This is a genomic window from Erythrobacter sp. 3-20A1M (assembly GCF_018636735.1).
Classification (GTDB): Bacteria; Pseudomonadota; Alphaproteobacteria; order Sphingomonadales; family Sphingomonadaceae; genus Alteriqipengyuania.
On record NZ_CP045200.1, the window covers coordinates 1274769 to 1299105 of the forward strand.

The 24337-nt window shown below is 66.1% G+C and carries 29 protein-coding genes, 1 tRNA gene and 1 pseudogene; 19 read left to right on the plus strand and 12 right to left on the minus strand.

Annotation, left to right across the window (positions count from 1 at the left end; genetic code table 11):
• Positions 1-70 precede the first annotated feature (70 nt).
• Positions 71-544, plus strand: coding sequence for a hypothetical protein (locus F7D01_RS06210; protein ID WP_215229325.1), 474 nt, complete (start codon positions 71-73; stop codon positions 542-544).
• On the plus strand, positions 544-1575 hold the full coding sequence (locus tag F7D01_RS06215) for a serine/threonine-protein kinase (RefSeq protein ID WP_215229326.1): 1032 nt from the start codon (positions 544-546) through the stop codon (positions 1573-1575). Before F7D01_RS06210 ends, F7D01_RS06215 begins: the two co-directional genes overlap by 1 nt.
• Before the next feature lie 423 nt (positions 1576-1998).
• Here the strand turns inward: F7D01_RS06215 and F7D01_RS06220 are convergent.
• Positions 1999-2075: transfer RNA gene (locus F7D01_RS06220), tRNA-Arg, on the minus strand.
• Positions 2076-2369: 294 nt separating this feature from the next.
• On the opposite strand from F7D01_RS06220, the pseudogene F7D01_RS06225 reads away from it, so the two are divergent.
• From F7D01_RS06225 to F7D01_RS06260, 8 genes and pseudogenes are all read left to right on the plus strand, one after another.
• Positions 2370-2911: pseudogene (locus F7D01_RS06225) on the plus strand (MmcB family DNA repair protein).
• Between the two features lie 84 nt (positions 2912-2995).
• Complete coding sequence (locus F7D01_RS06230; RefSeq protein ID WP_215229327.1) at positions 2996-3718, plus strand: sterol desaturase family protein; 723 nt, start codon at positions 2996-2998, stop codon at positions 3716-3718.
• A gap of 8 nt (positions 3719-3726) precedes the next feature.
• Positions 3727-4137, plus strand: coding sequence for a DUF2141 domain-containing protein (locus F7D01_RS06235; protein ID WP_371819692.1), 411 nt, complete (start codon positions 3727-3729; stop codon positions 4135-4137).
• A 102-nt stretch (positions 4138-4239) separates the two neighbouring features.
• Positions 4240-5544, plus strand: coding sequence for a PAS domain-containing protein (locus F7D01_RS06240; RefSeq protein ID WP_215229329.1), 1305 nt, complete (start codon positions 4240-4242; stop codon positions 5542-5544).
• Between the two features lie 84 nt (positions 5545-5628).
• Entirely contained in the window at positions 5629-6747 is a 1119-nt protein-coding gene (locus F7D01_RS06245; RefSeq protein WP_215229330.1) for a phosphatase domain-containing protein, read from the plus strand.
• A gap of 103 nt (positions 6748-6850) precedes the next feature.
• Positions 6851-8206 (plus strand): M48 family metalloprotease, encoded by a 1356-nt coding sequence (locus F7D01_RS06250; RefSeq protein WP_215229331.1) that lies wholly within the window; start codon positions 6851-6853, stop codon positions 8204-8206.
• A gap of 12 nt (positions 8207-8218) precedes the next feature.
• On the plus strand, positions 8219-8914 hold the full coding sequence (locus F7D01_RS06255) for a DsbA family protein (protein ID WP_215229332.1): 696 nt from the start codon (positions 8219-8221) through the stop codon (positions 8912-8914).
• On the plus strand, positions 8911-9915 hold the full coding sequence (locus F7D01_RS06260) for a M48 family metallopeptidase (RefSeq protein WP_215229333.1): 1005 nt from the start codon (positions 8911-8913) through the stop codon (positions 9913-9915). Before F7D01_RS06255 ends, F7D01_RS06260 begins: the two co-directional genes overlap by 4 nt.
• On the opposite strand, the gene F7D01_RS06265 is transcribed toward F7D01_RS06260, so the two are convergent.
• A complete protein-coding gene (locus F7D01_RS06265; protein WP_251567117.1) occupies positions 9912-10523 on the minus strand; it encodes an HD domain-containing protein in 612 nt (203 codons plus the stop codon). The genes F7D01_RS06260 and F7D01_RS06265 overlap by 4 nt on opposite strands.
• A gap of 93 nt (positions 10524-10616) precedes the next feature.
• Here F7D01_RS06265 and F7D01_RS06270 point away from each other — a divergent pair, with 93 nt between their 5' ends.
• The 5 genes from F7D01_RS06270 to F7D01_RS06290 all read left to right on the plus strand — a co-directional run bounded on the left by F7D01_RS06270 (position 10617) and on the right by F7D01_RS06290 (position 14839).
• The gene (locus F7D01_RS06270) at positions 10617-11858 is read left to right on the plus strand and encodes a sensor histidine kinase (protein WP_215229334.1); all 1242 of its coding nucleotides are present in this window, start codon (positions 10617-10619) and stop codon (positions 11856-11858) included.
• Positions 11859-11860: 2 nt separating this feature from the next.
• Positions 11861-12658 carry a LytTR family DNA-binding domain-containing protein gene (locus F7D01_RS06275; RefSeq protein WP_215229335.1) on the plus strand — a complete coding sequence of 266 codons (798 nt, stop codon included), beginning with the start codon at positions 11861-11863 and terminating at the stop codon, positions 12656-12658.
• Positions 12659-12789: 131 nt separating this feature from the next.
• Positions 12790-13650, plus strand: a complete 861-nt coding sequence (nadC, locus tag F7D01_RS06280; protein ID WP_215229336.1) for a carboxylating nicotinate-nucleotide diphosphorylase — start codon at positions 12790-12792, stop codon at positions 13648-13650.
• A 93-nt stretch (positions 13651-13743) separates the two neighbouring features.
• Positions 13744-14130, plus strand: a complete 387-nt coding sequence (locus F7D01_RS06285) for a hypothetical protein (RefSeq protein ID WP_215229337.1) — start codon at positions 13744-13746, stop codon at positions 14128-14130.
• Complete coding sequence (locus tag F7D01_RS06290) at positions 14093-14839, plus strand: ribonuclease T (RefSeq protein ID WP_215229338.1); 747 nt, start codon at positions 14093-14095, stop codon at positions 14837-14839. Before F7D01_RS06285 ends, F7D01_RS06290 begins: the two co-directional genes overlap by 38 nt.
• A 3-nt stretch (positions 14840-14842) precedes the next feature.
• Here F7D01_RS06290 and tadA read toward each other — a convergent pair whose 3' ends face one another.
• Positions 14843-15295, minus strand: coding sequence for a tRNA adenosine(34) deaminase TadA (tadA, locus tag F7D01_RS06295; protein WP_215229339.1), 453 nt, complete (start codon positions 15293-15295; stop codon positions 14843-14845).
• Positions 15296-15320: 25 nt separating this feature from the next.
• Entirely contained in the window at positions 15321-15569 is a 249-nt protein-coding gene (locus F7D01_RS06300; protein WP_215229340.1) for a hypothetical protein, read from the minus strand.
• 211 nt (positions 15570-15780) lie between these two features.
• Between F7D01_RS06300 and rpmB the strand changes: the two genes are divergently transcribed.
• Positions 15781-16077, plus strand: coding sequence for a 50S ribosomal protein L28 (gene rpmB / locus F7D01_RS06305; RefSeq protein WP_215229341.1), 297 nt, complete (start codon positions 15781-15783; stop codon positions 16075-16077).
• A gap of 31 nt (positions 16078-16108) precedes the next feature.
• Here rpmB and F7D01_RS06310 read toward each other — a convergent pair whose 3' ends face one another.
• Genes F7D01_RS06310 through xseA form a run of 4 tightly spaced genes read right to left on the minus strand, consistent with a single transcriptional unit; the run spans position 16109 to position 19714 of the window.
• On the minus strand, positions 16109-17086 hold the full coding sequence (locus F7D01_RS06310; RefSeq protein ID WP_215229342.1) for an esterase-like activity of phytase family protein: 978 nt from the start codon (positions 17084-17086) through the stop codon (positions 16109-16111).
• Positions 17087-17105: 19 nt separating this feature from the next.
• The gene (locus tag F7D01_RS06315; protein WP_215229343.1) at positions 17106-18026 is read right to left on the minus strand and encodes a M23 family metallopeptidase; all 921 of its coding nucleotides are present in this window, start codon (positions 18024-18026) and stop codon (positions 17106-17108) included.
• Positions 18026-18229, minus strand: a complete 204-nt coding sequence (locus tag F7D01_RS06320) for a DUF2093 domain-containing protein (RefSeq protein ID WP_215229344.1) — start codon at positions 18227-18229, stop codon at positions 18026-18028. The genes F7D01_RS06315 and F7D01_RS06320 overlap by 1 nt, the downstream gene beginning before the upstream one ends.
• 24 nt (positions 18230-18253) lie before the next feature.
• Positions 18254-19714 carry an exodeoxyribonuclease VII large subunit gene (gene xseA, locus F7D01_RS06325; protein WP_215229345.1) on the minus strand — a complete coding sequence of 487 codons (1461 nt, stop codon included), beginning with the start codon at positions 19712-19714 and terminating at the stop codon, positions 18254-18256.
• Here xseA and purD point away from each other — a divergent pair.
• The gene (gene purD, locus F7D01_RS06330) at positions 19713-21005 is read left to right on the plus strand and encodes a phosphoribosylamine--glycine ligase (protein WP_215229346.1); all 1293 of its coding nucleotides are present in this window, start codon (positions 19713-19715) and stop codon (positions 21003-21005) included. The genes xseA and purD overlap by 2 nt on opposite strands.
• 1 nt (position 21006) lies before the next feature.
• Here purD and F7D01_RS06335 read toward each other — a convergent pair whose 3' ends face one another.
• On the minus strand, positions 21007-22002 hold the full coding sequence (locus tag F7D01_RS06335) for an adenosine kinase (protein WP_215229347.1): 996 nt from the start codon (positions 22000-22002) through the stop codon (positions 21007-21009).
• A gap of 134 nt (positions 22003-22136) precedes the next feature.
• Here F7D01_RS06335 and F7D01_RS06340 point away from each other — a divergent pair, with 134 nt between their 5' ends.
• Together F7D01_RS06340 and F7D01_RS06345 are read left to right on the plus strand one after the other, a co-directional pair.
• Complete coding sequence (locus F7D01_RS06340) at positions 22137-22814, plus strand: EI24 domain-containing protein (RefSeq protein ID WP_215229348.1); 678 nt, start codon at positions 22137-22139, stop codon at positions 22812-22814.
• Positions 22811-23257, plus strand: a complete 447-nt coding sequence (locus F7D01_RS06345; protein ID WP_215229349.1) for a hypothetical protein — start codon at positions 22811-22813, stop codon at positions 23255-23257. The genes F7D01_RS06340 and F7D01_RS06345 overlap by 4 nt, the downstream gene beginning before the upstream one ends.
• Here the strand turns inward: F7D01_RS06345 and F7D01_RS06350 are convergent.
• From F7D01_RS06350 to F7D01_RS06360, 3 genes are read right to left on the minus strand one after another with little or no spacing between them, the layout of a single operon-like run.
• On the minus strand, positions 23254-23460 hold the full coding sequence (locus tag F7D01_RS06350) for a hypothetical protein (RefSeq protein ID WP_215229350.1): 207 nt from the start codon (positions 23458-23460) through the stop codon (positions 23254-23256). The genes F7D01_RS06345 and F7D01_RS06350 overlap by 4 nt on opposite strands.
• On the minus strand, positions 23457-23813 hold the full coding sequence (locus tag F7D01_RS06355; protein ID WP_215229351.1) for an iron-sulfur cluster assembly accessory protein: 357 nt from the start codon (positions 23811-23813) through the stop codon (positions 23457-23459). Before F7D01_RS06355 ends, F7D01_RS06350 begins: the two co-directional genes overlap by 4 nt.
• Positions 23813-24331, minus strand: coding sequence for an SUF system Fe-S cluster assembly protein (locus tag F7D01_RS06360; RefSeq protein WP_215229352.1), 519 nt, complete (start codon positions 24329-24331; stop codon positions 23813-23815). The genes F7D01_RS06355 and F7D01_RS06360 overlap by 1 nt, the downstream gene beginning before the upstream one ends.
• Between the last annotated feature and the right edge of the window lie 6 nt (positions 24332-24337).

A 24337-nucleotide genomic window follows, 5' to 3' on the forward strand; every position in this document is an offset into this window, starting at 1 on the left:
CTTCCTCCCTTCTCTTCCACACCGCGCCATCTCCCTGTATCAAGGCACCTCGGAAAACAGGGTATTCTGAATGACTAAGCGATGGCTGGGGCTCAGTGCCTCGAAGGAAGGTGTAACCTACGTCGATGTTGAGGTCCCCGACGACGAGGGGCCGATTGTCGTTTTGACCGACGACACTTGGAAGGTGCAGAAGGGCGACCGGAGCGAGGCCTACGGCTTCCTCCATCAGCAATGTGCCGACTACATCCGCGAAAATGGCATCGAAGATGTGGTGGTGAAAGCTAGCGCCGTGATGGGCAAGGGCGCAGCGAAGCTAGGGATGCTTCATAGCGCCGAGGTTCGCGGCATAGTCATCGCAGCGGCGGCTTCAGTCTGTCCGGTGAGGCAACTCACCAAAGGGGTAATCAGTCGCACCTATGGGGAGCGCAACGTGGACGACTATGTGGCGGATGACTCGTTCTGGGACGCCCACACGACCGGCGGGAAGCTGAGGAAAGGAAGCCGCGAGGTTGCGATGCTCCTCGTCGCTGCAAGGAATGACTGATGACCGACTACATCTCCGGCCTCACAATCGGCGTGAAAATTGGAAATGGCCATTTTGGTGAGGTGTTCCATGGTGTCGATCCGGCGCATGGAAACGTTGCGGTGAAGGTCCTGCGACGCGAAGCCCACCACGACGATGCGCGGTGGCAACTCTACAAAGGTGGCTCGCTGAACGAGGCCCAACACCTATCCAAGGCCACCCACAGGAACGTAGTCCAAGTCCATCACGTAGTGGAGGGCGACGGCGGCGACAGCGTAGTGATTTGCATGGAATACTGCGCTGGCGGCTCCCTTGAGAAGAAATACGAGGCCGGGCCCATGACTCTCCGGGCCGTAAAGAAGGCGGCGACCGAGGTGCTACAGGGCCTCGGGGTTCTGCATTCAAGGGGAATGCTGCACCGGGACATCAAGCCCGCCAACATCCTCCTCAACGGTCAGGGCGTGGCAAAGCTTGCAGACTTCGGCTTGGTGACGGATGACTTGCTCCTGGGCTATGGATCTCAGGCGGGCTACTGGGACCACATCGCCCACGAATGTTGGCACAACGGCCCAACCAGCGCGAAGAGCGATATATGGGCTCTCGGCATGACGCTTTACCGCCTCCTCCACGGCAAGGTCTGGTACGAGGAGGCCCCCAGACCGCAGACGATGATCGAGGACGGGGGCTTCGTGGATACCCTCAAGTGGCTTCCGCACATCCCGAAGCCTTGGCGCACGTTCATCCGCCGCACGATGAACGATGATCCGGCAAAGCGCTTCCAAAACACAACCCAAGTGCTGGCAGGCATAGCCGCACTTCCAGTCGAGCCGCAGTGGGAGGTTGAAGTGGCGCCCCAGCTAATCAAGTGGCACCGGACCAAGGGACAGCGGCGAATAAAGGTTGAGTGGGAACGGATTTCGTCACGTAAGCATCAATGGCGCGCGTGGAGCGAACCAATCGCTAGCGGGCGTTCCATGTCGTTGGACGGCTCCGGCGGAGTGGTTGGTCAAGGGAAAGCAATTGCAGGATTGAAGGCCTTCTTCGGCGCTTAGCTTGAGCGCAATCGTCTTGGGAGCAAATACGCACCTTTGATGTCGGAGGGGCTCAGGCGTTTCAGGCCAAAAACACCGACAGCTTTCGCGTGACGCTCCTTGGCGCACCGTTTGCAGTAAGCAGCGTTCGCATTGACGCCCGGCGCTGGACGCCAATAATTGCCGCAACAACGGCACTTGGGGAGACTTACCCCTATATTTGGTGACTTGCGCTTCATCGTTTGACCTCCCCTTCATACTGGGGACAAGCTGTGAACAAACCGTGAATCATCTGCGGGTTCCTGTCAAGAGTCACAGTATGTGGGGGCTCACGTCGAGCTTCCGGCACGAACCGCATTGGCGATTAAAAGCAACCTTCGCTCTCGAAGGCTTCCGACGCCGGTGCGCCAATTAGGTAGGAACGAAATGGGGTTGATAAGGAAATGGCGCACCCGACAGGATTCGAACCTGTGACCTTCGCCTTCGGAGGGCGACACTCTATCCAGCTGAGCTACGGGTGCTTTACGCTTACGCGATGCTTACGCGGAAAGAATTGCGATGTGAACCCAATCCTCGCATTCATCTAAGCTCTTAAATTTCCAACCAATTCCTTCAAACTATACAGCACAATCCCGCTTGACACCTGCCTTCGGAGGGCAGCGCTCTATCCAGCTGAGCTACGGGTGCCGATATGGGCCGCCGCGTGGGCGTCGCGGGGCATTAGCAAAGGGTGGGGGCCTGCGCCACCCGCAAATGTATCGGTTTGCGTTACCGGACGGGTTGACGAGGTTCCCGGTCTGTTCCAGTGAAGGGCCATGTCCGCCACCGCTTCCCTTCGCTCCGCTGTCGATCCGCTTGCCACCGCTTCCCTTCGCTCCGCTGTCGATCCGCTTGCCACCGATGCCGCCGCAGTCGCGCGCGGGATCGTGCGGCTGTTCGCGCGCAACGATATCTGGTGCGTCACCGAGATGCCGCTGCGCAACGGGCGGCGTGCCGACCTGATGGGGGTCGATGCGAAGGGTCGGGTGGTGATCGTGGAAATCAAGGTCGCGCGCGGGGACTTGCTCGGCGATGCGAAATGGCCCGATTATCTGGATCATTGCGACCGGTTCTACTGGGGCCTGCCACCGGGTCTCGATCGCTCTCCGCTCGAAAGTGAAGGCTATCGCCCGGATTGCTGCGGCGTGATCGTGGCCGACGGTTACGATGCGGAGATCGTCCGCCCAGCCCCATCGCATCCGCTGTCGGCCGCGCGGCGCAAGGTCGAGATCGAGAAGCTGCGCGCGCGGCGATGCGGCGGTTGAGCGTGGCGGTCGATCCCGAATGCGCGCCGTGGGGCGCTGGCTCGGGCATTTAGCACGGGGCTTCTAGGCCCAAGGCCCCGCCCTACCGCAATCTTGCCCCTCCCCGCTTCGGGCGAATATCTGTAAGGGGGTGGGCGATGCTCATCGCCGTCGCCCTTTCCGCCCTCGCCATGACCGCGATCGTCGCGCTGCGCTATCTCGCGACCAGCGGCTTCTTCGCCTGGCTCACCGGGCGCGTGCGGCCCGGCTATCACGCGCCGCTGAAACCGCAGATCGGGCGCGAGATTCGCTGGTCGCTGGCGTCCGCAGCGATCTACGGCATTCCGGCCGGGATCGCGGCATGGGCCTGGCGCGAGCATGGCTGGACACAGATCTACAGCGGGTGGACCGACTATCCGCTATGGTACCTGCCGCTGTCGGTCCTGCTCTATCTCTTCGCGCACGATACCTGGTTCTACTGGACGCATCGCCTGATGCATCGCCCGCGTATCTTCCGCGTAGCGCATGCCGTGCATCATGCAAGCCGACCGCCGACGGCGTGGGCGGCGATGAGCTTCCACCCGATCGAGGCGCTGAGCGGTGCGGTGGTCATCCCGGCGCTGGTGTTCCTCGTCCCGATCCACGTGGCGATGCTGGGCTGCGTCTTGCTGGTGATGACCGTGATGGGCGTCACCAACCATATGGGTTGGGAGGTATTCCCGGGACGGCTGGTTCATTCGCGGGCAGGGAACTGGCTGATAACGGCCAGCCACCACCAGCTTCATCATGAGCGCTATGCCTGCAATTACGGGCTCTATTTCAGATTTTGGGATCGACTATGCAAAACCGACCGAGGACTGTCCGCCGCCTTTCGGCGATAGGAATCTGCGTGGCCGGTCTGGGCCTGGCCGGAAATGCCGCGCTGCCGAGGGGCGATGTCCGGGTTACCGTCACCGGCCTGCGGTCGGACCATGGCCAGGTGCTTGCCTGCCTGACCGCCGACGCGAAGGATTTTCCCGACTGCAGCAAGGACCCCGCCGCGCGCAGGCGAGCGATACCCGCGCAGGATGGCATGCAGTTCACCTTCTCCGACGTGCCGCAGGGCGAATACGCGATCGCGCTGCTGCATGACGAGAACGCGAACGGGAAGGCGGACAAGGCCCTGATGGTGCCCAAGGAAGGCTTCGGCTTCTCGCGCAATGCGAAGCTCCGGCTCGGCCCGCCGTCGTTCTCTTCCGCCGCCTTCGCGGTGGACGGCCCACTTGTGAAGCACACGATCAGGATGCGATACATCTTCTGACCCGGCGGGACGTCGCGCCAGATTAGTCGGCGCGACTTAAGGGATTGTTTACCATGTCGCGCCAGAAGGAGCCCACGCAACACGAGTGGGGACTTCGCAATCATGGACAGGCTCTCGCCCGACTACGATTCTTTCGACTGGGATGCTCTCCCGGAAGAAGACGAGCTGACGCTGACAGAGGCGGATTACGCGCCCGAGCCGCCGCCTTCCCCCGTGGGGCAGGACGACCGGCGGTTGCAGGTGCGCGCCTATAGCTACTGGGCCAGCCTGCTGGGCTCGCGCTCGCTGCCTTCGACCGACGATCTCGATCTGAACGCGGTCGCGGATTTCGCCACCAACAGCGTCCTCCTCGATTTCACCGGCGATCCGCTCCAGCCGGCGATCCGCCATATCGGCACCGCGCTGGCCGAGGAATGCGGTGCGGACGCACGAATCGAAACGGTGGACGACGTACCCGCCCGCTCGCTGCTCAGCCGTATCACCGGGCATTACATGGAAATCCTGGCGAACCGCGCGCCGATCGGGTTCGAGGCGGAATTCGTGAACGCGCGGGGCGAACAGATCATGTATCGCGGCATCCTGATGCCGTTTTCGCGCGACGACGAGGAAATCGATTCGATCCTCGGCGTGATCAACTGGAAGGAAGCGCTCGACGCCGACCGCGCGCGGGCGCTGGAACAGGAAGTTCGCGAGGCGCTGTCCAGCCATTCCCTCGGGCCCGCACTCCGTGCGCAAACTCCGGTGGGCCGATGGGCCGACGGACCCAATACCGAGGCGGCAAATTCGGACGAGGCGCTGTCGGGCGGCCTGCACGATTGTCTCGTCGCCGCTCGCGCGCTCGCGGCGCACGCCGAAAGTTGCGAAGATCGCAGCCGACTGGCGCTCTACAACGCGATCGGTCGCGCCTACGACGTCAGCCTGGCGGCGGCGCAGGAGCCCGATGCATTCGCCGAACTGCTGACCGAATATCGCCTGAAGGTGCAGGCGCGCGCGCCGATGACCCCGGTCGTGAAGCTGGTTTTCGGTTCGGGCTACGACAAGACGCGGCTCACCGAATATGCCGCCGCCCTGTCCTTCGCCCACCGCCAGGAGATGGCGCCGGGCATGCTGGCGCGCCATTTGCGCACTGTCGACGGCGGGTTGAAGGCTGTGGTACAGGAAGAACGCCGGCTGCGAAGGCTGGAGAGCGGGGCGGCCTCGAAAGCCGAGAACGCGCGTCCACGTCTGCCCCGAAGCCTGCGGTCGAATCCGGGTCGCCCGTTGACTTCCCTCCCGACGGAGGGGGACGAGTTCGGGCTGGTGATGATCCGGCGCCTGGCCACTGGAGAAATCGTGCTGTTGGGCGAGGTTACGTCCGATCACGCCATGATCGAACGCGCAGCACGGCGAATCACTAATCAAGGTTAATCAGAGGGAAACTTTATCGCGTGTTCGGGAAATAATGTGTCGCTGTGGGTTTCGGCCCCGGCATACGAACGCTAGGGACGGATCATGTCCCTCTTCTCCCGGTCGCCCGTTCGCATCCAGCCGTTTTTCGGCTATCGCAACACCGAGCGCCTGCTGATCGGGGCGCGGGCTCTGCGCTCCGATCCGGTGGCGTTCGAACGCATGAGCCAGTGGCGCGCCCTGCGCACCATGTGGGGCCAGTTCGCCAGCGCCGAAGCCGCCGGGGTGCGGGTATCCCTGACCGTCCGCCGCCCGGACGGGGTCGAGCGCCGGTATGGCGCGACCACCGATCGCGAAGGCTATGCGTGGTTCGATATTGCCCTGGATGGCGACTGGGCCCGTCCCGCGCGCACCGGCTGGGAAGTGGTTGAGCTGGGCTGGGAGAACGCGAAAGGTCCGCAATCGGTCGAAGGCCACGTGATGGTGCCCGGCCAGGATATCCGGCTGGCGGTGATCTCCGACATTGACGATACCATCATCGAAACCGGCATAACGGGCGGCCTGCGCAACGTCGTGCGCAACTGGCGCCGGATGCTGATCCAGCTGCCCCACGATCGCAAGCAGGTGGCGGGTGCAGGCGGCTTCTACGGGGAACTCGGCGGGGGGCGACAGCCCGGGCAGGAGGGTGCGGCCATCGGCTCGCGCCTGACCGTTTCGCGCCGCCCGTTCTTCTATGTTTCGTCCAGTCCGTGGAACCTGTTCCCCTATCTGGTGGCCTTCCTCCGGGGTCGCGAGCTCCCGCTCGGCCCGATGATGCTGCGTGACTGGAGCTTCGACCGGGCGACACTGGGCAGCGCGGGCCACGCCGCGCACAAGAGCCGCTCGATCGCGAAGATCATGGACCTCTATCCGGACTTGCGCTTCGCGCTGATCGGCGACGACACGCAAGGGGACCTCACCGCCTTCGCCCAGACGGTCGAGCGCGCGCCCGGCCGGATCGCAGCGGTGTTCATCCGATGCCTGGGACAGCCCTTGTCGGCGGAGGAAATCGAAGCCAAGACGACGATCGAAGGTGCCGGCGTACCGCTGTGGCTGGGAAGCGATTACGACACCGGCAACGCCTTCCTGCGCACCGCGGGGCTGGCGGTCGACGACGAGACCGCGAACATCGTCAAGATGATCGAAGAGGGCAGTTATGAACAGGGATCACGTCAGGAAACCTAGCATACCGGATCGCCGCAGGCTGGGTGTCGCTATCGCCAGGCGCGCGTCCCCGGCCGTTGCCGCTTCAGCGGCGGTTCAGCGCCGGGAAGGCTAAGCGGGCCCGATGCGCTTCCTCCGCAACGCCCTGCTCGCTCTTGCCGCCTGCGCGTTCGCGGCCCGCCCGGCCATGGCGCAGGAGATCCTGCGCGATACCGAGAGCGAAGCACTGTTGCAGGACATGGCGGCCCCGATCGTAAAGGCCGCGGGTTTCCAGCCGGGGGCGATCGATATCGTCCTACTCAACGATCCGTCTATCAACGCCTTCGTCGCCGGTGGACAGGCGATCTATATCCATTCGGGCCTGATCGAAACGGCCGACAACGCCAACGAAGTGCAGGGCGTGATCGCGCACGAAATGGGCCACATCACCGGTGGTCACGTGATCCGTTCGTCCGAAGGCATGGCGGATGCCTCGCGCATCTCGATCCTGTCATTGCTGCTGGGCGCGGTGGCGGTGGCCGCCGGATCGGCCGAGGCCGGAATGGGCGCGATCATGGCGGGTCAGCGCGCGGCGCTGGGGAAGTTTCTCGCCTTCACTCGCGTACAGGAAAGCAGCGCCGATGCCGCTGGCGCGAAATTTCTGTCCGATGCGGGGATTTCCGGACGCGGTTCGATCGCGTTTTTCGACAAGCTGATGGGGGAGGAAATCCGCCACGGCATCAGCCAGGACGACGACGAGCAATTCGTGCGCACCCACCCCATGACGGGCGACCGGATGTCGCGGCTGCGCGACGTCTATTCGAAGGACCCGGCCTGGAACACGCCGGTCGACCCGCAGTTGCAGTCCCGCTTCGTGCTGATGAAGGCGAAGCTGGAGGGCTATCTCGCCACCCCGGAAGCGACATTGCGCGACTACCCCCTGTCGCGCGACGACGAGGCGGCGCTCTACGCGCGCGCCTATGCCTATCACAAGGACGCGCGCATGGATCAGGCGATCGCCGAAACCGACGCGCTTCTGTCGCGCGAACCGGACAATCCCTATTTCCTGGAGCTGAAAGGCCAGGTGCTGCTGGAGTCGGGCCGCCCGGACGAGGCGCTGGAATCGCTCCGCCGCGCCAACGAGCTCACGCGCAACAGCCCGCTGATCGCGGCGATCTTCGGCCATGCCCTGATCGCGACCGAGGACCCGGCGCATTACGACGAGGCGCGGCAAGTGCTGCGCGCTGCGGTCGCGCGCGACCGGGACAATCCGTTCGCCTGGTATCAGCTCGGCGTCGTCTATGCGGCGCAGGGCGACGAACCGCGCGCCCGCCTCGCCAGCGCGGAACAGCAGATATTGTCGCGCGAATACGCCCGCGCCCTGATGAGTGCCCGCGCCGCCGAGAGCGCGCTGCCCAAGGATACGCCCGATTGGCTGCGCGCACAGGATATCCGCATGCAGGCCGAGGCGGAGCTTGAACGCAGCCGCGACCGCCGATAGCCGCTGCTTCCCGTGAAACGTTCGCTCCTCATCGCCGTCCTCGGCCTGTCCGCACTCGCCGCTGGATTTCTGGGCGCGTGGCTGTTCTCGCTCAGCGGACTCGCCGACCGGCGGACCGAGAGCTACCTCGTCGAACACCCCCAGATCCTCGAACGCATGGTCGCGGAGCTGCAGCGGCGCCAGGCGGAGGGGCGGTTGTCCGGCGTGGAGGCGGACGTAACGCACGCCTTTCCCGGCGCGGTGCTGGGCAACCCGCAAGGCAGCAAGACGCTGGTCGAATTCTCCGACTATCACTGTGGCTATTGCCGCCTCTCGAGTCGGGAGGTTGAGGCGCTGATCCGGTCGGACCCGCAGGTCCGCGTGGTCGTGCGCGAGTGGCCGATCTTCGACGGGAGCGAAGAGCTGGCGCGGCTTGCGCTGGCGGCGGCGAAACAGGGCAAGTTCGCCGCGTTCCACCGTGCGCTGTTCGATCATCAGGGCGACGCCGATGCGATAGCCAAGGCGGCGCAGGCGGCTGGCCTCGACCTTGCGCGCGCGCGCAAGGATGCAGTGGGCGCGGACATCACCGCAGAGATCGAGCGCAACGGGGAACTGGCGCAGCGGCTCGCCTTCTCCGGTACGCCGAGCTGGGTGGCGAACGGCACCATCCTGGAAGGCGCACAGGGGCAGGAAGCGCTGGCCAAGGCGCTGGTCCCCGACCGGGAATGAGCGCCCGCGCCCTGTACGCTGCGTTCGCCCTGCTGGCGATCGTCGCCACACCCGCTCGCGCCGCCGATTTGCCCCGTGGCTTCGCGAAGCTTCGCGCGCAGGACGCACTGGTGCAGCGGGTGGGCTATCGCCTGGCCGACGGGAACGGCGCCCTGTGCCCGCAAACCGCGCCCGCAACCGGGCTGCTGCTGCACGATCTGGCCACCTACGGCGAAGAGGATGCGCGTGCGCTGCAAGCGGGACTTGCCCTTGCCGGCCCGATCGGCGTCGAGAGCGTGGTGCCCGGTTCGCCCGCCGCGCGCGCAGGCATCGCGCTCGACGATACGGTGCTGGCGATAGGAAACAGATCGATCGGCGATTTTCCGTTCGACGCCCGCCGCAGCTGGGCCCGGCTGCAAGCGATCGAGGCGGCGCTGGAGACCGCGTTGCGCGCGGATGGGGTCGCGCGCCTCACGCTTTCGCGGAACGGAGAGCGCCGCACGGTCGAGCTCGGCGCCGTGCCCGCTTGCGCCACACGGTTCGAAGTCGTGCAGATGGGCGGCAAAGCGGCGGCGGAGGGAACGCGCGTCGTCATCGGAAACGACTTCGCAGGCTTCGGCTATCCGGAGGACGAGTTCGGCGCCGCACTCGCGCACGAACTGGCGCACAATATCCTGCGCCACCGCGCACGGCTCGATACCGCTGGACGCAGCATGCGCAACGAGCGGGAGACGGAACGCGAGGCCGACCGGATGATGCCGTGGCTGCTCGCCAATGCAGGCTACGATCCGATCGCCGCGGTGCGGTTCATGCAGCGCGTCGGCCCGGGACACGCCGGCGGCATCTTTCGCGAACGGACCCACGATAGCTGGCAAGATCGGGCGCGGGCACTGGCGCTGGAAGCCGAACTGGTCGCCCAGACGATGCGGGTCACGGGAGGGGCCGACTGGCGCGCCCGCTTCGCCGCCCAGCTGGCGGAAGCCGCCGAACTGCCGTTGCCAAGCGACGGTTCGGGGAGTTAGGCCTCCGCCGCCGCTTTCACGTAAATCGATTTGGTCGGCCGGGCGAGCACGCGGCGCACCATCGGTTCGAAGAAGGACAACGGCTCGCTGTCGTAGTCGGGATCGAAGGCCTTCTGATCGTATTTCTCGCAGAACGCGCGGCACGCTTCGAAATGCTCGCTATCGGCGAAGGCATCGCGGGCATCGCGATCGAGACCGAGGAAATGGAAGTAGTAATAGCCCTGGAACGCACCGTGGTTCTTGCAAATCCAGTGCAGCTCCTCGCTGACGAACGGCTTGATGATCGCGGCGGCGACATCGGGATGGTTGTAGCTGCCCAGCGTGTCTCCGATATCGTGCAGCAGCGCCATCACCACATAGGGCTCGTCCTGCCCGTCGCGGTGGGCGCGGGTCGCGGTCTGCAGCGAATGCTCCAGCCGGCATACCGGAAAGCCGCCGAAATCTCCGTCGAGCAACCGCAGATGATCCAGCACGCGGTCGGGCAGTCCCCGGGCAAAGGCACGATATTCGGACCCGATGATCTGCCAGTCCTCCGCCGTCCCGTCCTTCATCTCACGGAAGGCCGCGCGTTCGGCCATCGCGTGCACTACATCGGCTTCGCCAGTCATCGGCCTTCTCCTCTTGCGAGCAACCGTAGCACCGGCACGCAGGGCCGCAAAATATCTGACATGGCCGCGGCAATAGGATAAGTTCGCCCGCGCATGCCCGTCCTGCCGATCCGCCCGACGCCGTTCTTCGAGAACAAGAACCGCGCCTTCTGGAATCTCCAGATCGCCGGCTGGATCGGCGCGTTGCTCCTGCGCACGATCCAGGGCCTCTCAAACGGGCAGAACGCCAGTTACATGGTCCTGATGCTGGTGGTGGCGATCACCGGCTTTTCGATCAGCCTCGTCCTGTCCGTGATCTATCGCGGCCTCATCAACCGGCGGCCGATCGTCACCTGGGGGCTGACCGCGCTCTCGCTGGGCGTTGGCGTCATCCTCTACGCGCTGGTCGAGGCATGGGTGGGCGGCCTGTACTATTCCGACCGCGACACCACGCTGGCACAGCTCATCTTCCTCTATTTGTTCTTCGATTTCCTGCTGCTGGGCGCGTGGACCGGTCTCTACTACGCGATCAATTTCTTCCTCCAGGTGGAAGAGCAGGCCGACCGGCTGGAACGGCTGGAAGCGCAGGCGACCAGCGCACAGCTCGCCATGCTGCGGTATCAGCTCAATCCGCATTTCCTGTTCAACACGCTCAATTCGATCAGCACGCTGGTGCTGCTGAAACAGACCGAACCTGCCAACGCGATGTTGACCCGCCTGTCGGGCTTCCTGCGCCACACGCTGGTGACCCAGCCCGGCGCGAAGGTGACTCTGGCGCAGGAGGTAGAGACCCTGAAGCTCTATCTCGCAATCGAGCGGATGCGGTTCGAGGAGCGGCTGCGGACCGAATTCGACATCACCGACGATGCCGCCAAGGCGTGCCTTCCTTCCATGCTGCTCCAGCCGCTGGTCGAGAATGCGATAAAATATGCTGTCTCCGCGCAGGAGGAGGGCGCGCGCATCTCGCTCACCGCCCATGTCGTCGGCCCGCGCCTGCGGGTGGCGGTGGCGGATACGGGGCCGGGTATCCAGAACCCCCAATCGCGCAGCACACTGCCCGCGGCGATGACCGGCGACACCGTATCCACCGGGGTCGGCCTCGCCAATATTCGCGACCGGCTGGCCCAGGCCTATAGCGACGAGCACCTGTTCGAAATCCGCGCGCCCGCCGGGGGTGGGTTCACGGTGATCATCGAAATCCCCTACGAGACCAGCACCGCTGCCGAGGAGGCGGGCCAAAGCCGACCCGTTTCCGCCGGCCCAGCCGCGCGCCAGGAAGCCGCGCCCGCCCAGAAACCCGCCGATCCCCCAGCCGTTGACCCGGCATTCACCCGTCCTGCAACCGGAACCACTTGACCATGACTATCCGTACCATCCTCGTCGACGACGAGAAGCTCGCCATCCAGGGGCTCCAGCTCCGCCTCGAACCGTTCGAGGACGTGGAAGTGATCGATACCTGCTCCAACGGGCGTGAGGCGATCCGCAAGATCAAGACGGAGAAACCCGATCTCGTCTTCCTCGACATCCAGATGCCGGGGTTCGACGGGTTCTCCGTGGTAAAGGGGGTCATGGAGATCGAGCCGCCGCTGTTCGTGTTCGTCACCGCCTATCAGGAGCACGCGGTCCGGGCATTCGAAGCCAATGCGGTGCATTACCTGATGAAGCCGGTGGACGAGGATGCGCTGGCGGACACGATCGAACGGGTGCGCCTGCGCCTCGCCGAAAAGAAATCGGCCGACGAGGCGGAGAAGCTGCTCAACGTCCTGAGCGAGGTCGCGCCCGAAGCGGCGGAGGAATTCTCCGAAGGCGAAGGCGAGGCGAGCGAGCGCTTCGAGAAGCTGATCAACGTGAAGGACCGGGGGCAGATTTTCCGAGTCGAGGTCGGGTCGATCGAGCACATCGAGGCCGCGGGCGACTACATGTGTATCTACACCGGCGACAATTCGCTGATCCTGCGCGAAACGATGAAGGATCTCGAACGCCGGCTCGATCCGCGCAAGTTCCAGCGCGTGCACCGCTCCACCATCGTCAATCTCGACCAGGTCCGGCAGGTGAAGCCGCACACCAATGGCGAGTGCTTCCTGGTGCTCGATTCCGGGGCCGAGGTGAAGGTGAGCCGGTCCTATCGCGACGTGGTCGCGCGCTTCGTGCATTGAGGATTTGCGAGCGCGTCTCCGTGCGCTCGTCCTCGGTGCTGTTCGCTCCGCTTCGCTTCGCGCGGCCTGCGGGCAGCCGTTCGGCCTTGCTGACTACTGGTCGCAGCCCGTTTTTCCGCTAGGACCGGGAAATGGTATTTGAACTTCCCGGCTTCGACCTCGACCGCTTCGTGCGCGACACTCTCGCGGAGGATCTGGGCGAGGGGCTACCGGGCGGCGGGCGCGACGTCACCAGCGAGAGCGTGATCCCCCCAGACGCACGCTTCTCCGGCGTGATGGACAGCCGCGATGCGATCATGGTCGCGGGCCTCCCGGTGGCGGAGGCGTTCTTTCGCGCGCTCGATGCGGATATTGCGCTGGAAAGGCTGGTCGAGGACGGCGACGAGGTCGCACCCGGAACCGATCTGATGCGGATCGAGGGTGATGCGCGCGCCATGCTGACCGCAGAGCGTGCAGCGCTCAACACCGTGCAGCACCTCTCTGGCATCGCGACACTGGTGCGCAGCTATGTCCGGGCGATGGACAATTCCGACTGCACCCTGCTCGACACCCGCAAGACCATCCCCGGCCTGCGCATGCTGGAGAAATACGCCGTGCGCATGGGCGGCGGTAACAACCATCGCATGGGGCTGTGGGATGCCGCGATGATCAAGGACAACCACGTCCTCGTCGCGGGCAGTGTCGCCGAGGCGGTGCGCCGGGCGGTCGATGCCGGGGTGCGCGAGATCATCTGCGAGGTGGACCGGATCGACCAGATCGAGCCCGCCCTCGCCGCCGGCGCGACCCGGCTCTTGCTCGACAATATGGAGCCGCCGACGCTGCGCGAGGCGGTGGCGCTCGTCGCCGGCCGGGTACCGACCGAGGCCAGCGGTGGCATCACGCTTGAGACCATCGCCGCCAAGGCGGCGACCGGCGTCGATTACGTCTCGGTCGGTCGCCTGACCCAGAGTGCCCCCGCCGCCGATATCGGTCTCGACTTTACCGCGCTGTAGAATTGCGGCATCCACCGGTTCGCGGCCAGGAGAGCGGGCCGGGGAGAGGGAGATATTCGCGCCATGCGGCCTGAATCCATTCGTAAATTCGACATGCTTTACCTGGCCTCGATCGTGGTCGCGATCGTGAATTTCTTCCTCGGCTACGGGGAGATGACGGCACAGGCGGAAGCGCAGATGGCCGCCAACGGCCTCGACATGGCGAATGCCGGCACATTCCTTATCGGCAGCTTCGTCGTGGGAATGGCGATCAGCATCGGATTGTGGGCGCTGATCTCACGCCTGCGGATCGAGCTGGTGAAGTGGATCCTGATCCTGTTCTTCCTCTGGGGCCTCGTATCGCTTCCAACCATGCTGCAGGGCGATTTCAGCCTGATGATGGTGCTGACCATCGTCACCTACATATTGCAGGGCGTCGCCATCTACTTCCTGTTTCGACCCGATGCGAAGGCTTGGTTCGCGGAGAAGCGGGGTAGCTGACGGACGCGCACTGGCTGTCGGGGCCGCGCTGGTCGCGACGCTGACTGCCGGACCGGCTACCGCGCAGTCCTATCAGTGTCGGATGCCGCGCGCAGTGGTTGCGCCGGTGGTGCCCCGCGACGGGCCGGTGCGCCGCTTGCCGATAACCGGCTATACCATGGCGCTGAGCTGGAGCCCGGAATTCTGCCACGCACCCCGCACGGGGGCGCGCGGACGGGCGCTGCAATGCAGCGGGCGCAACGGGCGCTTCGGCCTGGTGGTACACGGTTTCTGGCCCGAAAGCGGGCGCAGCTGGCCGCAATGGTGCCCCACCGACATCCGCCCGACAGGTCTGGAGATCGCTCGCCAGCTCTGCCTCAGCCCCTCCGCCGCCATGGTGGCACGGCAATGGGCCAAGCATGGCGCGTGCATGACGCGGCGGCCCGAGACCTATTACAAAGTGGTTCGCATCCTGTGGAACTCCTACCGCCTGCCCGATCTCGATCGCCTTTCGCGCCAGGACGGCCTGACGGTCGGCGACGTACGCCGCGCCTTCGCAGAGCCGAACGGGGGGTGGGAGCCGAACATGGTGGGCATCCGCCTGAGCAAGAGCGGCTGGCTGGAAGAACTTCAGCTGTGCTACGATCGCCGTTTCCGGCCCGAACCCTGCGATCGCCGCCGCTTCGGCCTTCCCGATAATGCACCTATCAGGATCTGGCGCGGGCTTTAGCCGCTAGCGGCGGTTGCGGAAGAAATCCTGCAACAGGCCGGCCGCTTCGCGCTCTCCCAGCCCGGCGTAGACCTCGGGCCGATGATGCGCCTGCGGTTGATCGAACACGCGGGCACCATGCTCCACCGCGCCGCCTTTCGGGTCGCTGGCCGCATAATAGAGGCGGCGGATACGCGCGTGAACGATCGCTCCGGCACACATGGCGCACGGTTCCAGCGTCACCCACAAGTCGCATCCGGTTAGCCGTTCGCTTCCCACGGTCCGCGCCGCCTGGCGTAGGGCCAGTATCTCGGCGTGTGCGGTGGGATCGTGATCGCGGCGGGGAGCATTGCGGCCCTCGCCCACGATAATTCCGTCGCGAACGACGACCGCGCCCACGGGCACCTCACCCTCGGCGCTCGCTTCGCGTGCCAGCTCGAGCGCGCGAATCATGAAGGGTGAGGGGAAGCCGGCCATCGGCTCCCCCTAGCGGTGCAGTCCGTTATTGTTCAGCCGATTCGCTGTCCGCATCGGCCGGATCGACGTCCACATCCAGGGTCGGGACTTCGACTTCCTTGGTTTCTGTTCCGGCATCGACATCGACCTCGGCGGCATCGACGTCGTATTCCGGCATGTTCCCACCGGACGCCTCGATCTCCGGCAGTTCGGCTTCCTCGGTCTGCTCTACGTCGCAGGCTGCAAGGCCCAGGGCCGCGGTGCCGAGGATGGCGGTGGCGATGATATTGCGCATGGAAATTCCCCCATATTGCGTTTTACGGATACGAGGGGAATGAACCGCGGGGCCCGGTGTTCCGACCCGCATGGTCTCACGGCTGTGTCCGGCTGCGACTTGACGATTCGCCCCTCGCCCGCTAAGCGCGCCGCTTCCCGGAATACCACCGGTCGTGTTTTGACGCCGCAGGGCATGCGCCCGCGGCTCCATTTGGAACGAGAGAACTACCATGTCGCGCATCTGCGAACTGACGGGCAAGGGCCGCCAGGTCGGCCACAATGTGAGCCACGCCAACAACAAGACCAAGAAGGTCTTCCTGCCCAACCTGCAGAACGTCACGCTGATGAGCGAGAAGCTGGATCGCAGCTTCAAGTTCCGCGTGTCGACGCAGGGCCTGCGCTCGGTCGAGCACAATGGCGGTCTCGACAACTGGCTGCTTAAGACTCGCGACGAGAAGCTTTCGGCCCGTGCGCTGAAGGTGAAGCGCGAGCTGAAGAAGGCCGAGAAGCAGGCCGAAGCCGCCTGATTCCCCCCGGCGCGCCGCCCGCGCCGGTTTGCTACATCGACGAGCCGTCCCAGCGCAGCTTCGCAAGAAGCGTGCGCTGGATTTGCATCCGGTTGTCGTCGGAAATCAGCCAGAGCGTGACCGGATAGCCGCCATCGGCCGCCGGAACGACGGCCAGCCCTTCGTAATTGTCGCTCGGAAACGGCGGATCGATGCGGGCCAACACGGTGCCGCGCCATTCCTCGCCCAGTCTGATCCGCGCCGGATCGGCCACCATCACCATGGTTCGGAAGCCGGGCGGGATCAGCCTGACCTTTCGCCCCAGGATCAACACCCGGCCATCGGGCAATGCCGCCATGTCCGACGGGTCGTAACCTTCGGGCATGCGGATTGAGAAACGCAGGCCCGCGACGCCCGTCGTGGGGTCATCGGGATAGAGCACTGCGGGATGCACCGCCCCGAACATCCTGCGCGACCCTTCGGACAGGACCAAAAAGCGGCCATCGGCCAACCGGGTGAATGCCTCCGGCCCCGTATTCTTGCCCCACCCGCGCATTTCCGGCGGGCGGACCTTGCGCTCGGGAGCAAGGGTGCGTGAACGCCGCTCGATCGCGTTCGAATCCTCGTACGCGGCCCATAACCGCCCGCTGGCGGGATCGCGCGTGATCGCCTCCACATCGCGGGTGTTCTTCGCCGAATCCTCCGTTTCGCGCACGAAGCTCGTCATGGCGAATTGCTTTGGCGCGCCATCTTCCAGCGTGATCGTCATCATGCGGCCGGCATCGCTCACCGACAGCAGCCGGTTCGGCGACAGCGCTACCAGCCCCGAATAACCGCCGAAGCGGTCGTTCTCGCTGAGAAGCTGCCACACCCCCCCCACCGCGAACGGTCCAAGCCGCTGCATACCGGCTGCGATCCGCTTTGCCACCACGCCAGAGGTCTGGTCGTATGGCGGGGGATCGTCGCGCCAGAACAGGCCAGGCGAAAGCCCGATGGCGACCAGCGCGAGGAGGGCGAGACGACCGATCATCTGCCGCCTCCACGGCAACTCATTGCGGCGGAAGGAACAGCAAGGGGTCGAGCCGCGTATCGCGCCACTTGATGCTCCAATGCAGGTGCGGGCCGGTCGCGCGCCCGGTCATGCCGACGGTGCCCAGCACTTGCCCCTGCCGGACCACGTCCCCTTCCTTCACCGCGAGCGAGGACGAATGCAGGAAGGCGCTGTTAAGGCCCATGCCGTGATCGATGATCAGCAGCTTGCCCTCCAGGCTGAAGGGATCGTCCGCCGCCAGCGTCACCACCCCGTCCGCCGGCGCGACATAGGGGACCCCGCCGCCCGGCGCGATGTCGAGCCCGGTGTGATAGCTGCCGGGTTCGCCGCGATAGACGCGCTGCGAGCCGAACAGGCCGGAGATGCGCCCCTTGACCGGCCAGATGAAGGACTGGCTCCAGCCATCGCTCTGCGCATCCTCGCTCCGCGCCGCATTGATCCTGGCAAGTTCGGGGCGGCGAATTTTCATGAAGGACTCGCTGGGCCCAGTCGGATTGCGCGCAATATTGATGTTCTCGATGCGCCAGGCGCGTGGCTGGATCGTCAGCGGGCTGGTGACCGTGCGTCCGTCGCGCAGCTTTGCGACCAGCACCGCGTCGCCCGGGGCATCGCGGTCGAACCCGGCGAAGAACCGTCCATCCTGCGTCACAGTAAGGTCGCGCAGGTCGAGCCTAGCGGAAACCGTGCCTGCAGGAACCTGCCCGACGATCCAGCCGCCCTGCTCCAGCTCGCCGTCGTAAACGAAGGTCGAAGGGCCTGACGGAGCTGGCGCGGGGGCGGTAGCGGGCGAAGGCGCGGGCGCGCGAAGCGGCTGCACCGTTTCGACCGGCCCTCTTTCATCTGCGTCGGTGCCGCTGCATCCACCCAGAATCGCCAGCGCCGCCGCAAGCGCGGCAGCAGTCAGGCCCGTCCTGCGCATCAACCGCCCTCCGTCATCCGGCGGGTGGCGATCTCGCAGCTGGCATAGGGCTCCTGCCGCTCGACGCTCCAATAGCGCAGATCCTCCAGCGCGATCGGCTCGCCCGTAACGGCGCAATTGACGAAGCGGCCCGCCCGCAGGACGCGAAATCCGTTGGGGCCGTAATGCAGCCGCGCGGGCTGGTCGGAAGAATTCATCAGCATGGGCGGGCCCTTACCAGTCTCGGCTCAGTCGAACAAATCATCCTGTTTCGCCGCAGGTCCTGATGCGCCGCGCTTTCTCGTCGGTCGTGGTGCAGACCTTGCATTGGGAACCGCATCGACCCGTCCATCGGCGAATTCCAGCGCTAGCGACGCCGCGGCGCCCGCGGTCTTCGCCGACTTCACCATCATGCCCTCGCCATCGTAGACCAGCGCATAACCGCGCGAGAGCGGCGCACGCGGATCGAGCGATGCGAGCACCCGGCCCCGCGCCTCGAGCCGCTCCCCCGCACGCGCCAGCCGGTCCGCCAGAAGCGCGGGCGAGAGCCGCGCCGCGCCGAGCCGGTCGCGCGCGCGATCGATCCGGTGGCGCAAGATGGCGGGGGAAAGCCGCACGCTGTCCGCCAGTAACGCCTCGCGCGCACTCTGCGCACGGTCGCGAAGCGCGCGCCGCAAGCGCTCAGCCCCGTCGTCGATCCGCTGCGCCTGCGGCTGAAGCAACGCCTCGATCTTCGGCAGGCGATCCGCCCGCGCCGCCAGCCGTTCACGCCCCAGCTGGACCGGGCGCAGGATCGCGCGTTTCTTCCGCGCGCCGAAGTCGGCCAGCGTCGCGGCCAGCTCGGCGCGGACCGGCACCGCGATCTCGGCGGCGGCGGTCGGCGTCGGCGCGCGCCGGTCGGCGGCGTAATCGGACAGCGTGGTGTCGGTCTCGTGCCCGACCGCGCTGATCACGGGAATCGGCGATTCGGCAATCGCGCGCACCACCGCTTCCTCGTTGAAGCTCCACAAATCCTCGATCGAGCCACCCCCGCGCGCGACGATCAGCAGGTCGGGTCGGGGTACCGCGCCGCCCGGCTCGATCGCGCCGAAGCCGCGCACCGCGCTCGCCACCTGTTGCGCCGCGCCCTGCCCCTGCACCAGCACCGGCCAGACGAGCACATGGCTGGGGAAGCGGTCTGCGAGGCGGTGGAGGATGTCGCGAATCACTGCCCCGGTAGGGCTGGTGACGACGCCGATGGTGCGCGGCAGGAACGGCAGCGGGCGTTTCTTCTCGGGCGCGAACAGCCCCTCCGCCTCCAGCCGCGCCTTGGTCTTCTCGAGCAGCGCCAGCAACGCGCCTTCGCCCGCCAGCTCCAGCCGGTCGACCACGATCTGGTATTTGGAACGGCCGGGATAGGTGGTCAGCTTGCCGCTTGCGACGACTTCCAGGCCGTCTTCGGGCAGGAAGGCGAGGGTCGCCGCGTTGCCGCGCCACATGACGCCGTCGATCACCGCCTTCTCATCCTTCAGGCAGCAATAGAGATGGCCCGATGCGGCGCGCTTCACCCCCGACAGCTCGCCGCGCAGGCGGACATGGCCGAAGCGGTCCTCCACCGTGCGCTTCAGGGCGGCGGACAGCGCGCTCACCGTCAGCGGCTCGGCGTTGTCGCCCGCGCGCCCCTTCGCTACGAGGCCGGAGTCTTCGGTATCGCTATAGGGGTGTGCCATGAATATCCTGCTGATCGGGTCGGGCGGGCGCGAACATGCGCTGGCGTGGAAGCTGGCGCAATCCCGGCTGCTTTCGGGCGAGGGCGATACGCTCTACGCCGCGCCGGGCAATCCGGGCATTGCAGACCACGCCGCCTGCGTCGAGCTTGCCGTTGGCGATCATCCCGCCGTGCTGGCCTTCTGCCGCGAGAACGCGATCGGACTGGTGGTCGTCGGCCCGGAAGCGCCGCTGGTAGCGGGGCTGGCCGACGATCTGCGCGCGGCGGGAATTGCCGTCTTCGGCCCCTCGAAAGCCGCCGCACAGCTGGAGGGCAGCAAGAGCTTCACCAAGGCCCTGTGCGAACGCGCCGGAATACCCACCGCGCGCTACACCCGCGCCGTCTCTCTGGAAGAGGCGTGGGGCGCGCTGAAGCAATACGACGCGCCATTCGTGCTCAAGGCCGACGGGCTGGCCGCTGGCAAGGGCGTGGTGATCGCCGAAACGCGGACCGAGGCGCAGGAAGCGCTCCGTTCCATGTTCGACGGGAAGTTCGGGGATGCCGGCAGCGAAGTCGTGATCGAGCAGTTCCTCGCGGGCGAGGAGGCGAGCTTCTTCGCGCTGACCGACGGCACCGCTATCCTGCCGATCGGCACCGCGCAGGACCACAAGCGGGTGGGCGAGGGCGACACCGGGTCCAATACCGGCGGCATGGGGGCCTACAGCCCAGCCCCGGTGCTGACCCCCGGCCTGCAGGGGGAGGCGATGGAGCGGATCCTTCGTCCGACGGTCGACACGCTGCACGCCGAGGGCATGCCCTATTCGGGCGTGCTCTATGCCGGGCTGATGCTGACCGCCGACGGCCCGCAGCTGATCGAGTACAACTGCCGCTTCGGCGATCCCGAATGCCAGGTGCTGATGATGCGGCTGGAGGAGGATCTGGGCGAACTGATGCTCGCCTGCGCCAACGGCACGCTGGGCGACCACCAAGAAGCGAAGCTGTCGGACGAAACCGCGCTGACCGTGGTGATGGCGGCGAAGGGCTATCCCGGCACGCCGGAAAAGGGGGGCGCGATCGAGCTAGGCAATGCGGAGGCCGAGGGGGCGAAGGTCTTCCATGCCGGGACGCGGCGCGATGCCGAAGGTGCGCTGGTCGCGAGCGGTGGACGCGTGCTCAACGTCACCGCTACGGGCGGCAGCGTGTCCGAAGCCCAGGCCGCCGCCTACGCCGCGATCGATGCGATCGATTTCCCTTCGGGCTTCTGCCGCCGTGACATCGGCTGGCGCGAAGTGGCCCGGGAGAACGGCGGCTGATTCAGCCCAGCCGCGCGGCCACCAGCTTCTTCAAATCCGCCTCGGGCCGGGGGCCCCAGTGGCTGATGATCTCTGCCGCGGCGACGGCACCGCGGGTGAGGCATTCCTCCAGCCCCGCGCCGCGCGCGTGACCGGAGAGGAAGCCCGCCGCAAACAGGTCGCCCGCGCCGGTGGTGTCGACCACCTTTTCGACCGGTTCGGCGGGCACTTCAGCGCGTTCGTCGCCAGCGACCGCCACCGCTCCTGCCGCGCTGCGCGTGGCAACAAGCACCTGCAGCTTGTCCTTCACGGCGGCAATACCCGCCTCGAAATCGCTCTCTCCGGTGAGCGTCGCCAATTCGTGCTCGTTCACGAACAGGATGTCGATCAGCCCTTCGGCCATAAGCTGCCGGAAATCGTCGCCATGGCGCTCGATCACGAAGCTCTCGCTGGCGGTAAAGGCCACCTTGCGCCCGGCGTTGCGCGCGACCTCGATCGCACGGCGCATCGCGCTGCGCGGCTCCTCGGGGTCCCACAGATAGCCTTCCAGGTAGAGAATCGCAGCATCGGCGATGGCGCTCTCGTCCAGCGCGGCGGCGGGCAGGAACTGGCTCGCGCCGAGGAAGGTGTTCATCGTGCGCTCGCCGTCGGGCGTCACGAAGATCAGGCAGCGCGCGGTCGGCGGCTCGGCCTCGCGCGCCGGAGTGGCGAAGGTGACGCCGACCGCCTCGATATCGTGGCGGAAGACCTTGCCCAGCTGATCGTCGGCGACCTGGCCGATGAACTGGCATTTGAGGCCAAGCGCGGCGCAGCCTGCCAGTGTGTTCGCCGCCGACCCGCCCGAAATCTCGCGCGCCGGGCCCATCGCTTTGTAGAGCTCCTCCGCCCGGTCGGTATCCACCAGCGACATCCCGCCCTTTGCCAGCCCCAGCCGTTCGATATCGGCATCCTCGCACGGGGCGAGAACGTCGACGATGGCGTTGCCGATGGCGATCACGTCGTGGGTGGGCTTGGTCATGGGCGGCCTTTGCTGAAGATCGTATCTGGTGGGAAAGGGCCGCGCCTAGCGACAAAGCGGGCAAGGGCCAAGTCCGCGTGCGCGACGATGCGATTGACTTGCGCCCGGACGGGCCGGAAAACTCCAGTCGCACAATGCTGTCGCTTCCCGCATCCCTCGCACGCGCCGTCGCGCAACTCGGCGATCCGGCCATTCTCCGGGTGCTGGGAAAGTCGATTCTGGCGACGCTGGGTATCTTCGCCCTCGCGGGTGCGGGGCTCTATGCTTTGTTGCAACACGTGCTGTCGCAATGGATCGCAAGCTACGACGACACGCTGGCGGGTGTGCTGACCCTGCTGGCGGTGGCGCTGGGCGGGTGGCTGCTTTTTCGCGTCATCGCGCTGGCGGTGATCCAGTTCTTCGCCGACGACGTGGTGCGCGCGGTGGAGCGGCGCCATTATCCGCAGGCGGCCGCGTCGGCGCGCGAACTTCCCTTTGCAGAATCGCTGGCGGAAGGCGCGAAGGGGGCAGGCCGTACCGTGCTGGTCAATCTGTTGATCGCCCCCGTCGCGCTGGTGCTGCTGGTCACCGGCGTGGGCACGATCCTGCTGTTCTGGGTCGTCAACGCATGGCTGGTAGGCCGTGAACTGCGCGATCTCGCCTGGTTGCCCCATCGGGCGAGCCGGGAAGATCCGCCACCGGTCGATGCTGTTACGCGTTTCCTGCTGGGCGGCGCCATCGCGGCGTTGCTCGCGGTCCCCTTCCTCAACCTGCTCGCACCGGTTATCGGCGCGGCCGCAGCCACCCACCTGGTACATGGACGATCGAGATGAAACGCAACTGGGCTCTCGCCACCGCCGCTTCCCTCGCGCTGGCCGGATGCGCCACGATCCCTCCGGGGCGGAGCGAAGGGACCTCGCCGTCCTCCACCAGCGGTACCCGGCCGAGCCGACCGACCGCCGTTCCCCCCAGCAAGCCGCCGCCGCCGTCGCCCGACGGGTTCCGTGCGCCGCGCATCATGCGCGCGCCGGGGCTGGAGGGCGTGATCGGGCAAACATCCGCGCAATTGCAGAACATCTTCGGCCCCGCGCGGCTCAACGTGATCGAAGGCGACGTGCGCAAGCTGCAATTCGTGGGCGAGCCATGCGTGCTCGACATCTATCTCTACCCGCTCTCTCCCGGGGCGGAGCCGACCGCGACCTATGTCGATGCCCGCCGGGCGAGCGATGGGCTGGACGTCGACCGCGCCAGCTGCGTCGCGGCGCTCAGGCGCTAGGGCCGGTCCTCTCCGCCCTCGCGCGAGGCACGGCGGGCGATGACGAGGCAGGCAATTCCGGCAAGGCCGAATCCGACCACGCCGCTGAGCGGTGCGTCGAACAGATCGAACCAGCCCAGGACCTCGGCGAGCCAGGCGATCGCCAGAAACAGCGCGATCGCGAGTGCGATGCGACCCACGGTGCGCAGCATCGCGGTCGTCATACCATGAAGCTTTCGCCGCACCCGCACGCGCCCTTGGCGTTCGGGTTCTCGAATACGAAGCCGGCAGTGAAATCGTCTTCCTGCCAGTCCATCACGCTACCGACGAGGTACAGCACGCTGGCACCGTCGATGTAGAAGGTGCCGCCGGGCGTCTCGATCTTCTCGTCGAACTTCGCCTCTTGCGTAACGTAATCGACCGAATAGGCGAGACCGGAACAGCCGCGCCGGGGGGTCGACAGCTTGACCCCGATCGCATCGGCGGGTGCCTTCCCCATCAGATCGGCGACGCGCTGCTCGGCAGCCTTGGTCAGCGTGACCGCAGCGGGGCGTTCGCGTAATTTGGTCTCGGCCATCACAGCATCCCCAATTCGAGGCGCGCCTCGTCGGTCATCTTGTTGGGCCCCCAGGGCGGGTCCCAGACGAGATTGACCTGGGCATCGCGCACGCCGGGTACGGACGCAGCGCGCAGCTCGACTTCGCCCGGCATGGTCTCGGCAACGGGGCAGTGCGGCGTCGTCAGCGTCATGGTCACGACCACGTCCGCCTCGTCCGACACCTCGACGCCGTAGATCAGGCCGAGATCGTAGATATTGACCGGTATTTCCGGGTCGTAGATTTCCTTCAGCGCCTCGACCACCGCCTCGTACAGCTGGCCGCCGGGCTCGCCCGCCTTCGCTTCGGCAGGCTTCTTCTGCAGGAACCCTTCGAGATAATCGCGCTTGCGCTCCATCGTCTCGCGCGCGGTTTCGCCATCCGGCTCGACCGCGTCCTGCACACGCGCGCGGGGCGGCTTGGGCGGCGTATCCGTCAGCACCTGCTCGTTGGGAGCGGGGGCGGCGATGAAATCCTTGCTGTCCTGGTCTTCGCTCATATCCGT

Excerpts from the sequence above, each read along its gene's own strand:
- rpmB (WP_215229341.1), top strand. The coding sequence starts at position 15,781 with ATGTCGCGCATCTGCGAACTGACGGGCAAGGGCCGCCAGGTCGGCCAC.
- F7D01_RS06340 (WP_215229348.1), top strand. The coding sequence starts at position 22,137 with ATGCTGTCGCTTCCCGCATCCCTCGCACGCGCCGTCGCGCAACTCGGC.
- F7D01_RS06270 (WP_215229334.1), top strand. The coding sequence starts at position 10,617 with ATGCCCGTCCTGCCGATCCGCCCGACGCCGTTCTTCGAGAACAAGAAC.
- F7D01_RS06300 (WP_215229340.1), bottom strand. The coding sequence starts at position 15,569 with ATGCGCAATATCATCGCCACCGCCATCCTCGGCACCGCGGCCCTGGGC.
- F7D01_RS06245 (WP_215229330.1), top strand. The coding sequence starts at position 5,629 with ATGTCCCTCTTCTCCCGGTCGCCCGTTCGCATCCAGCCGTTTTTCGGC.
- F7D01_RS06240 (WP_215229329.1), top strand. The coding sequence starts at position 4,240 with ATGGACAGGCTCTCGCCCGACTACGATTCTTTCGACTGGGATGCTCTC.
- F7D01_RS06290 (WP_215229338.1), top strand. The coding sequence starts at position 14,093 with ATGCGAAGGCTTGGTTCGCGGAGAAGCGGGGTAGCTGACGGACGCGCA.
- F7D01_RS06285 (WP_215229337.1), top strand. The coding sequence starts at position 13,744 with ATGCTTTACCTGGCCTCGATCGTGGTCGCGATCGTGAATTTCTTCCTC.
- F7D01_RS06345 (WP_215229349.1), top strand. The coding sequence starts at position 22,811 with ATGAAACGCAACTGGGCTCTCGCCACCGCCGCTTCCCTCGCGCTGGCC.
- F7D01_RS06320 (WP_215229344.1), bottom strand. The coding sequence starts at position 18,229 with ATGCTGATGAATTCTTCCGACCAGCCCGCGCGGCTGCATTACGGCCCC.
- purD (WP_215229346.1), top strand. The coding sequence starts at position 19,713 with ATGAATATCCTGCTGATCGGGTCGGGCGGGCGCGAACATGCGCTGGCG.
- F7D01_RS06310 (WP_215229342.1), bottom strand. The coding sequence starts at position 17,086 with ATGATCGGTCGTCTCGCCCTCCTCGCGCTGGTCGCCATCGGGCTTTCG.
- F7D01_RS06250 (WP_215229331.1), top strand. The coding sequence starts at position 6,851 with ATGCGCTTCCTCCGCAACGCCCTGCTCGCTCTTGCCGCCTGCGCGTTC.
- xseA (WP_215229345.1), bottom strand. The coding sequence starts at position 19,714 with ATGGCACACCCCTATAGCGATACCGAAGACTCCGGCCTCGTAGCGAAG.
- F7D01_RS06355 (WP_215229351.1), bottom strand. The coding sequence starts at position 23,813 with ATGGCCGAGACCAAATTACGCGAACGCCCCGCTGCGGTCACGCTGACC.
- F7D01_RS06265 (WP_251567117.1), bottom strand. The coding sequence starts at position 10,523 with ATGACTGGCGAAGCCGATGTAGTGCACGCGATGGCCGAACGCGCGGCC.
- F7D01_RS06215 (WP_215229326.1), top strand. The coding sequence starts at position 544 with ATGACCGACTACATCTCCGGCCTCACAATCGGCGTGAAAATTGGAAAT.
- F7D01_RS06315 (WP_215229343.1), bottom strand. The coding sequence starts at position 18,026 with ATGCGCAGGACGGGCCTGACTGCTGCCGCGCTTGCGGCGGCGCTGGCG.
- nadC (WP_215229336.1), top strand. The coding sequence starts at position 12,790 with ATGGTATTTGAACTTCCCGGCTTCGACCTCGACCGCTTCGTGCGCGAC.
- F7D01_RS06350 (WP_215229350.1), bottom strand. The coding sequence starts at position 23,460 with ATGACGACCGCGATGCTGCGCACCGTGGGTCGCATCGCACTCGCGATC.
- F7D01_RS06335 (WP_215229347.1), bottom strand. The coding sequence starts at position 22,002 with ATGACCAAGCCCACCCACGACGTGATCGCCATCGGCAACGCCATCGTC.
- F7D01_RS06360 (WP_215229352.1), bottom strand. The coding sequence starts at position 24,331 with ATGAGCGAAGACCAGGACAGCAAGGATTTCATCGCCGCCCCCGCTCCC.
- F7D01_RS06230 (WP_215229327.1), top strand. The coding sequence starts at position 2,996 with ATGCTCATCGCCGTCGCCCTTTCCGCCCTCGCCATGACCGCGATCGTC.
- F7D01_RS06260 (WP_215229333.1), top strand. The coding sequence starts at position 8,911 with ATGAGCGCCCGCGCCCTGTACGCTGCGTTCGCCCTGCTGGCGATCGTC.
- tadA (WP_215229339.1), bottom strand. The coding sequence starts at position 15,295 with ATGGCCGGCTTCCCCTCACCCTTCATGATTCGCGCGCTCGAGCTGGCA.
- F7D01_RS06275 (WP_215229335.1), top strand. The coding sequence starts at position 11,861 with ATGACTATCCGTACCATCCTCGTCGACGACGAGAAGCTCGCCATCCAG.
- F7D01_RS06210 (WP_215229325.1), top strand. The coding sequence starts at position 71 with ATGACTAAGCGATGGCTGGGGCTCAGTGCCTCGAAGGAAGGTGTAACC.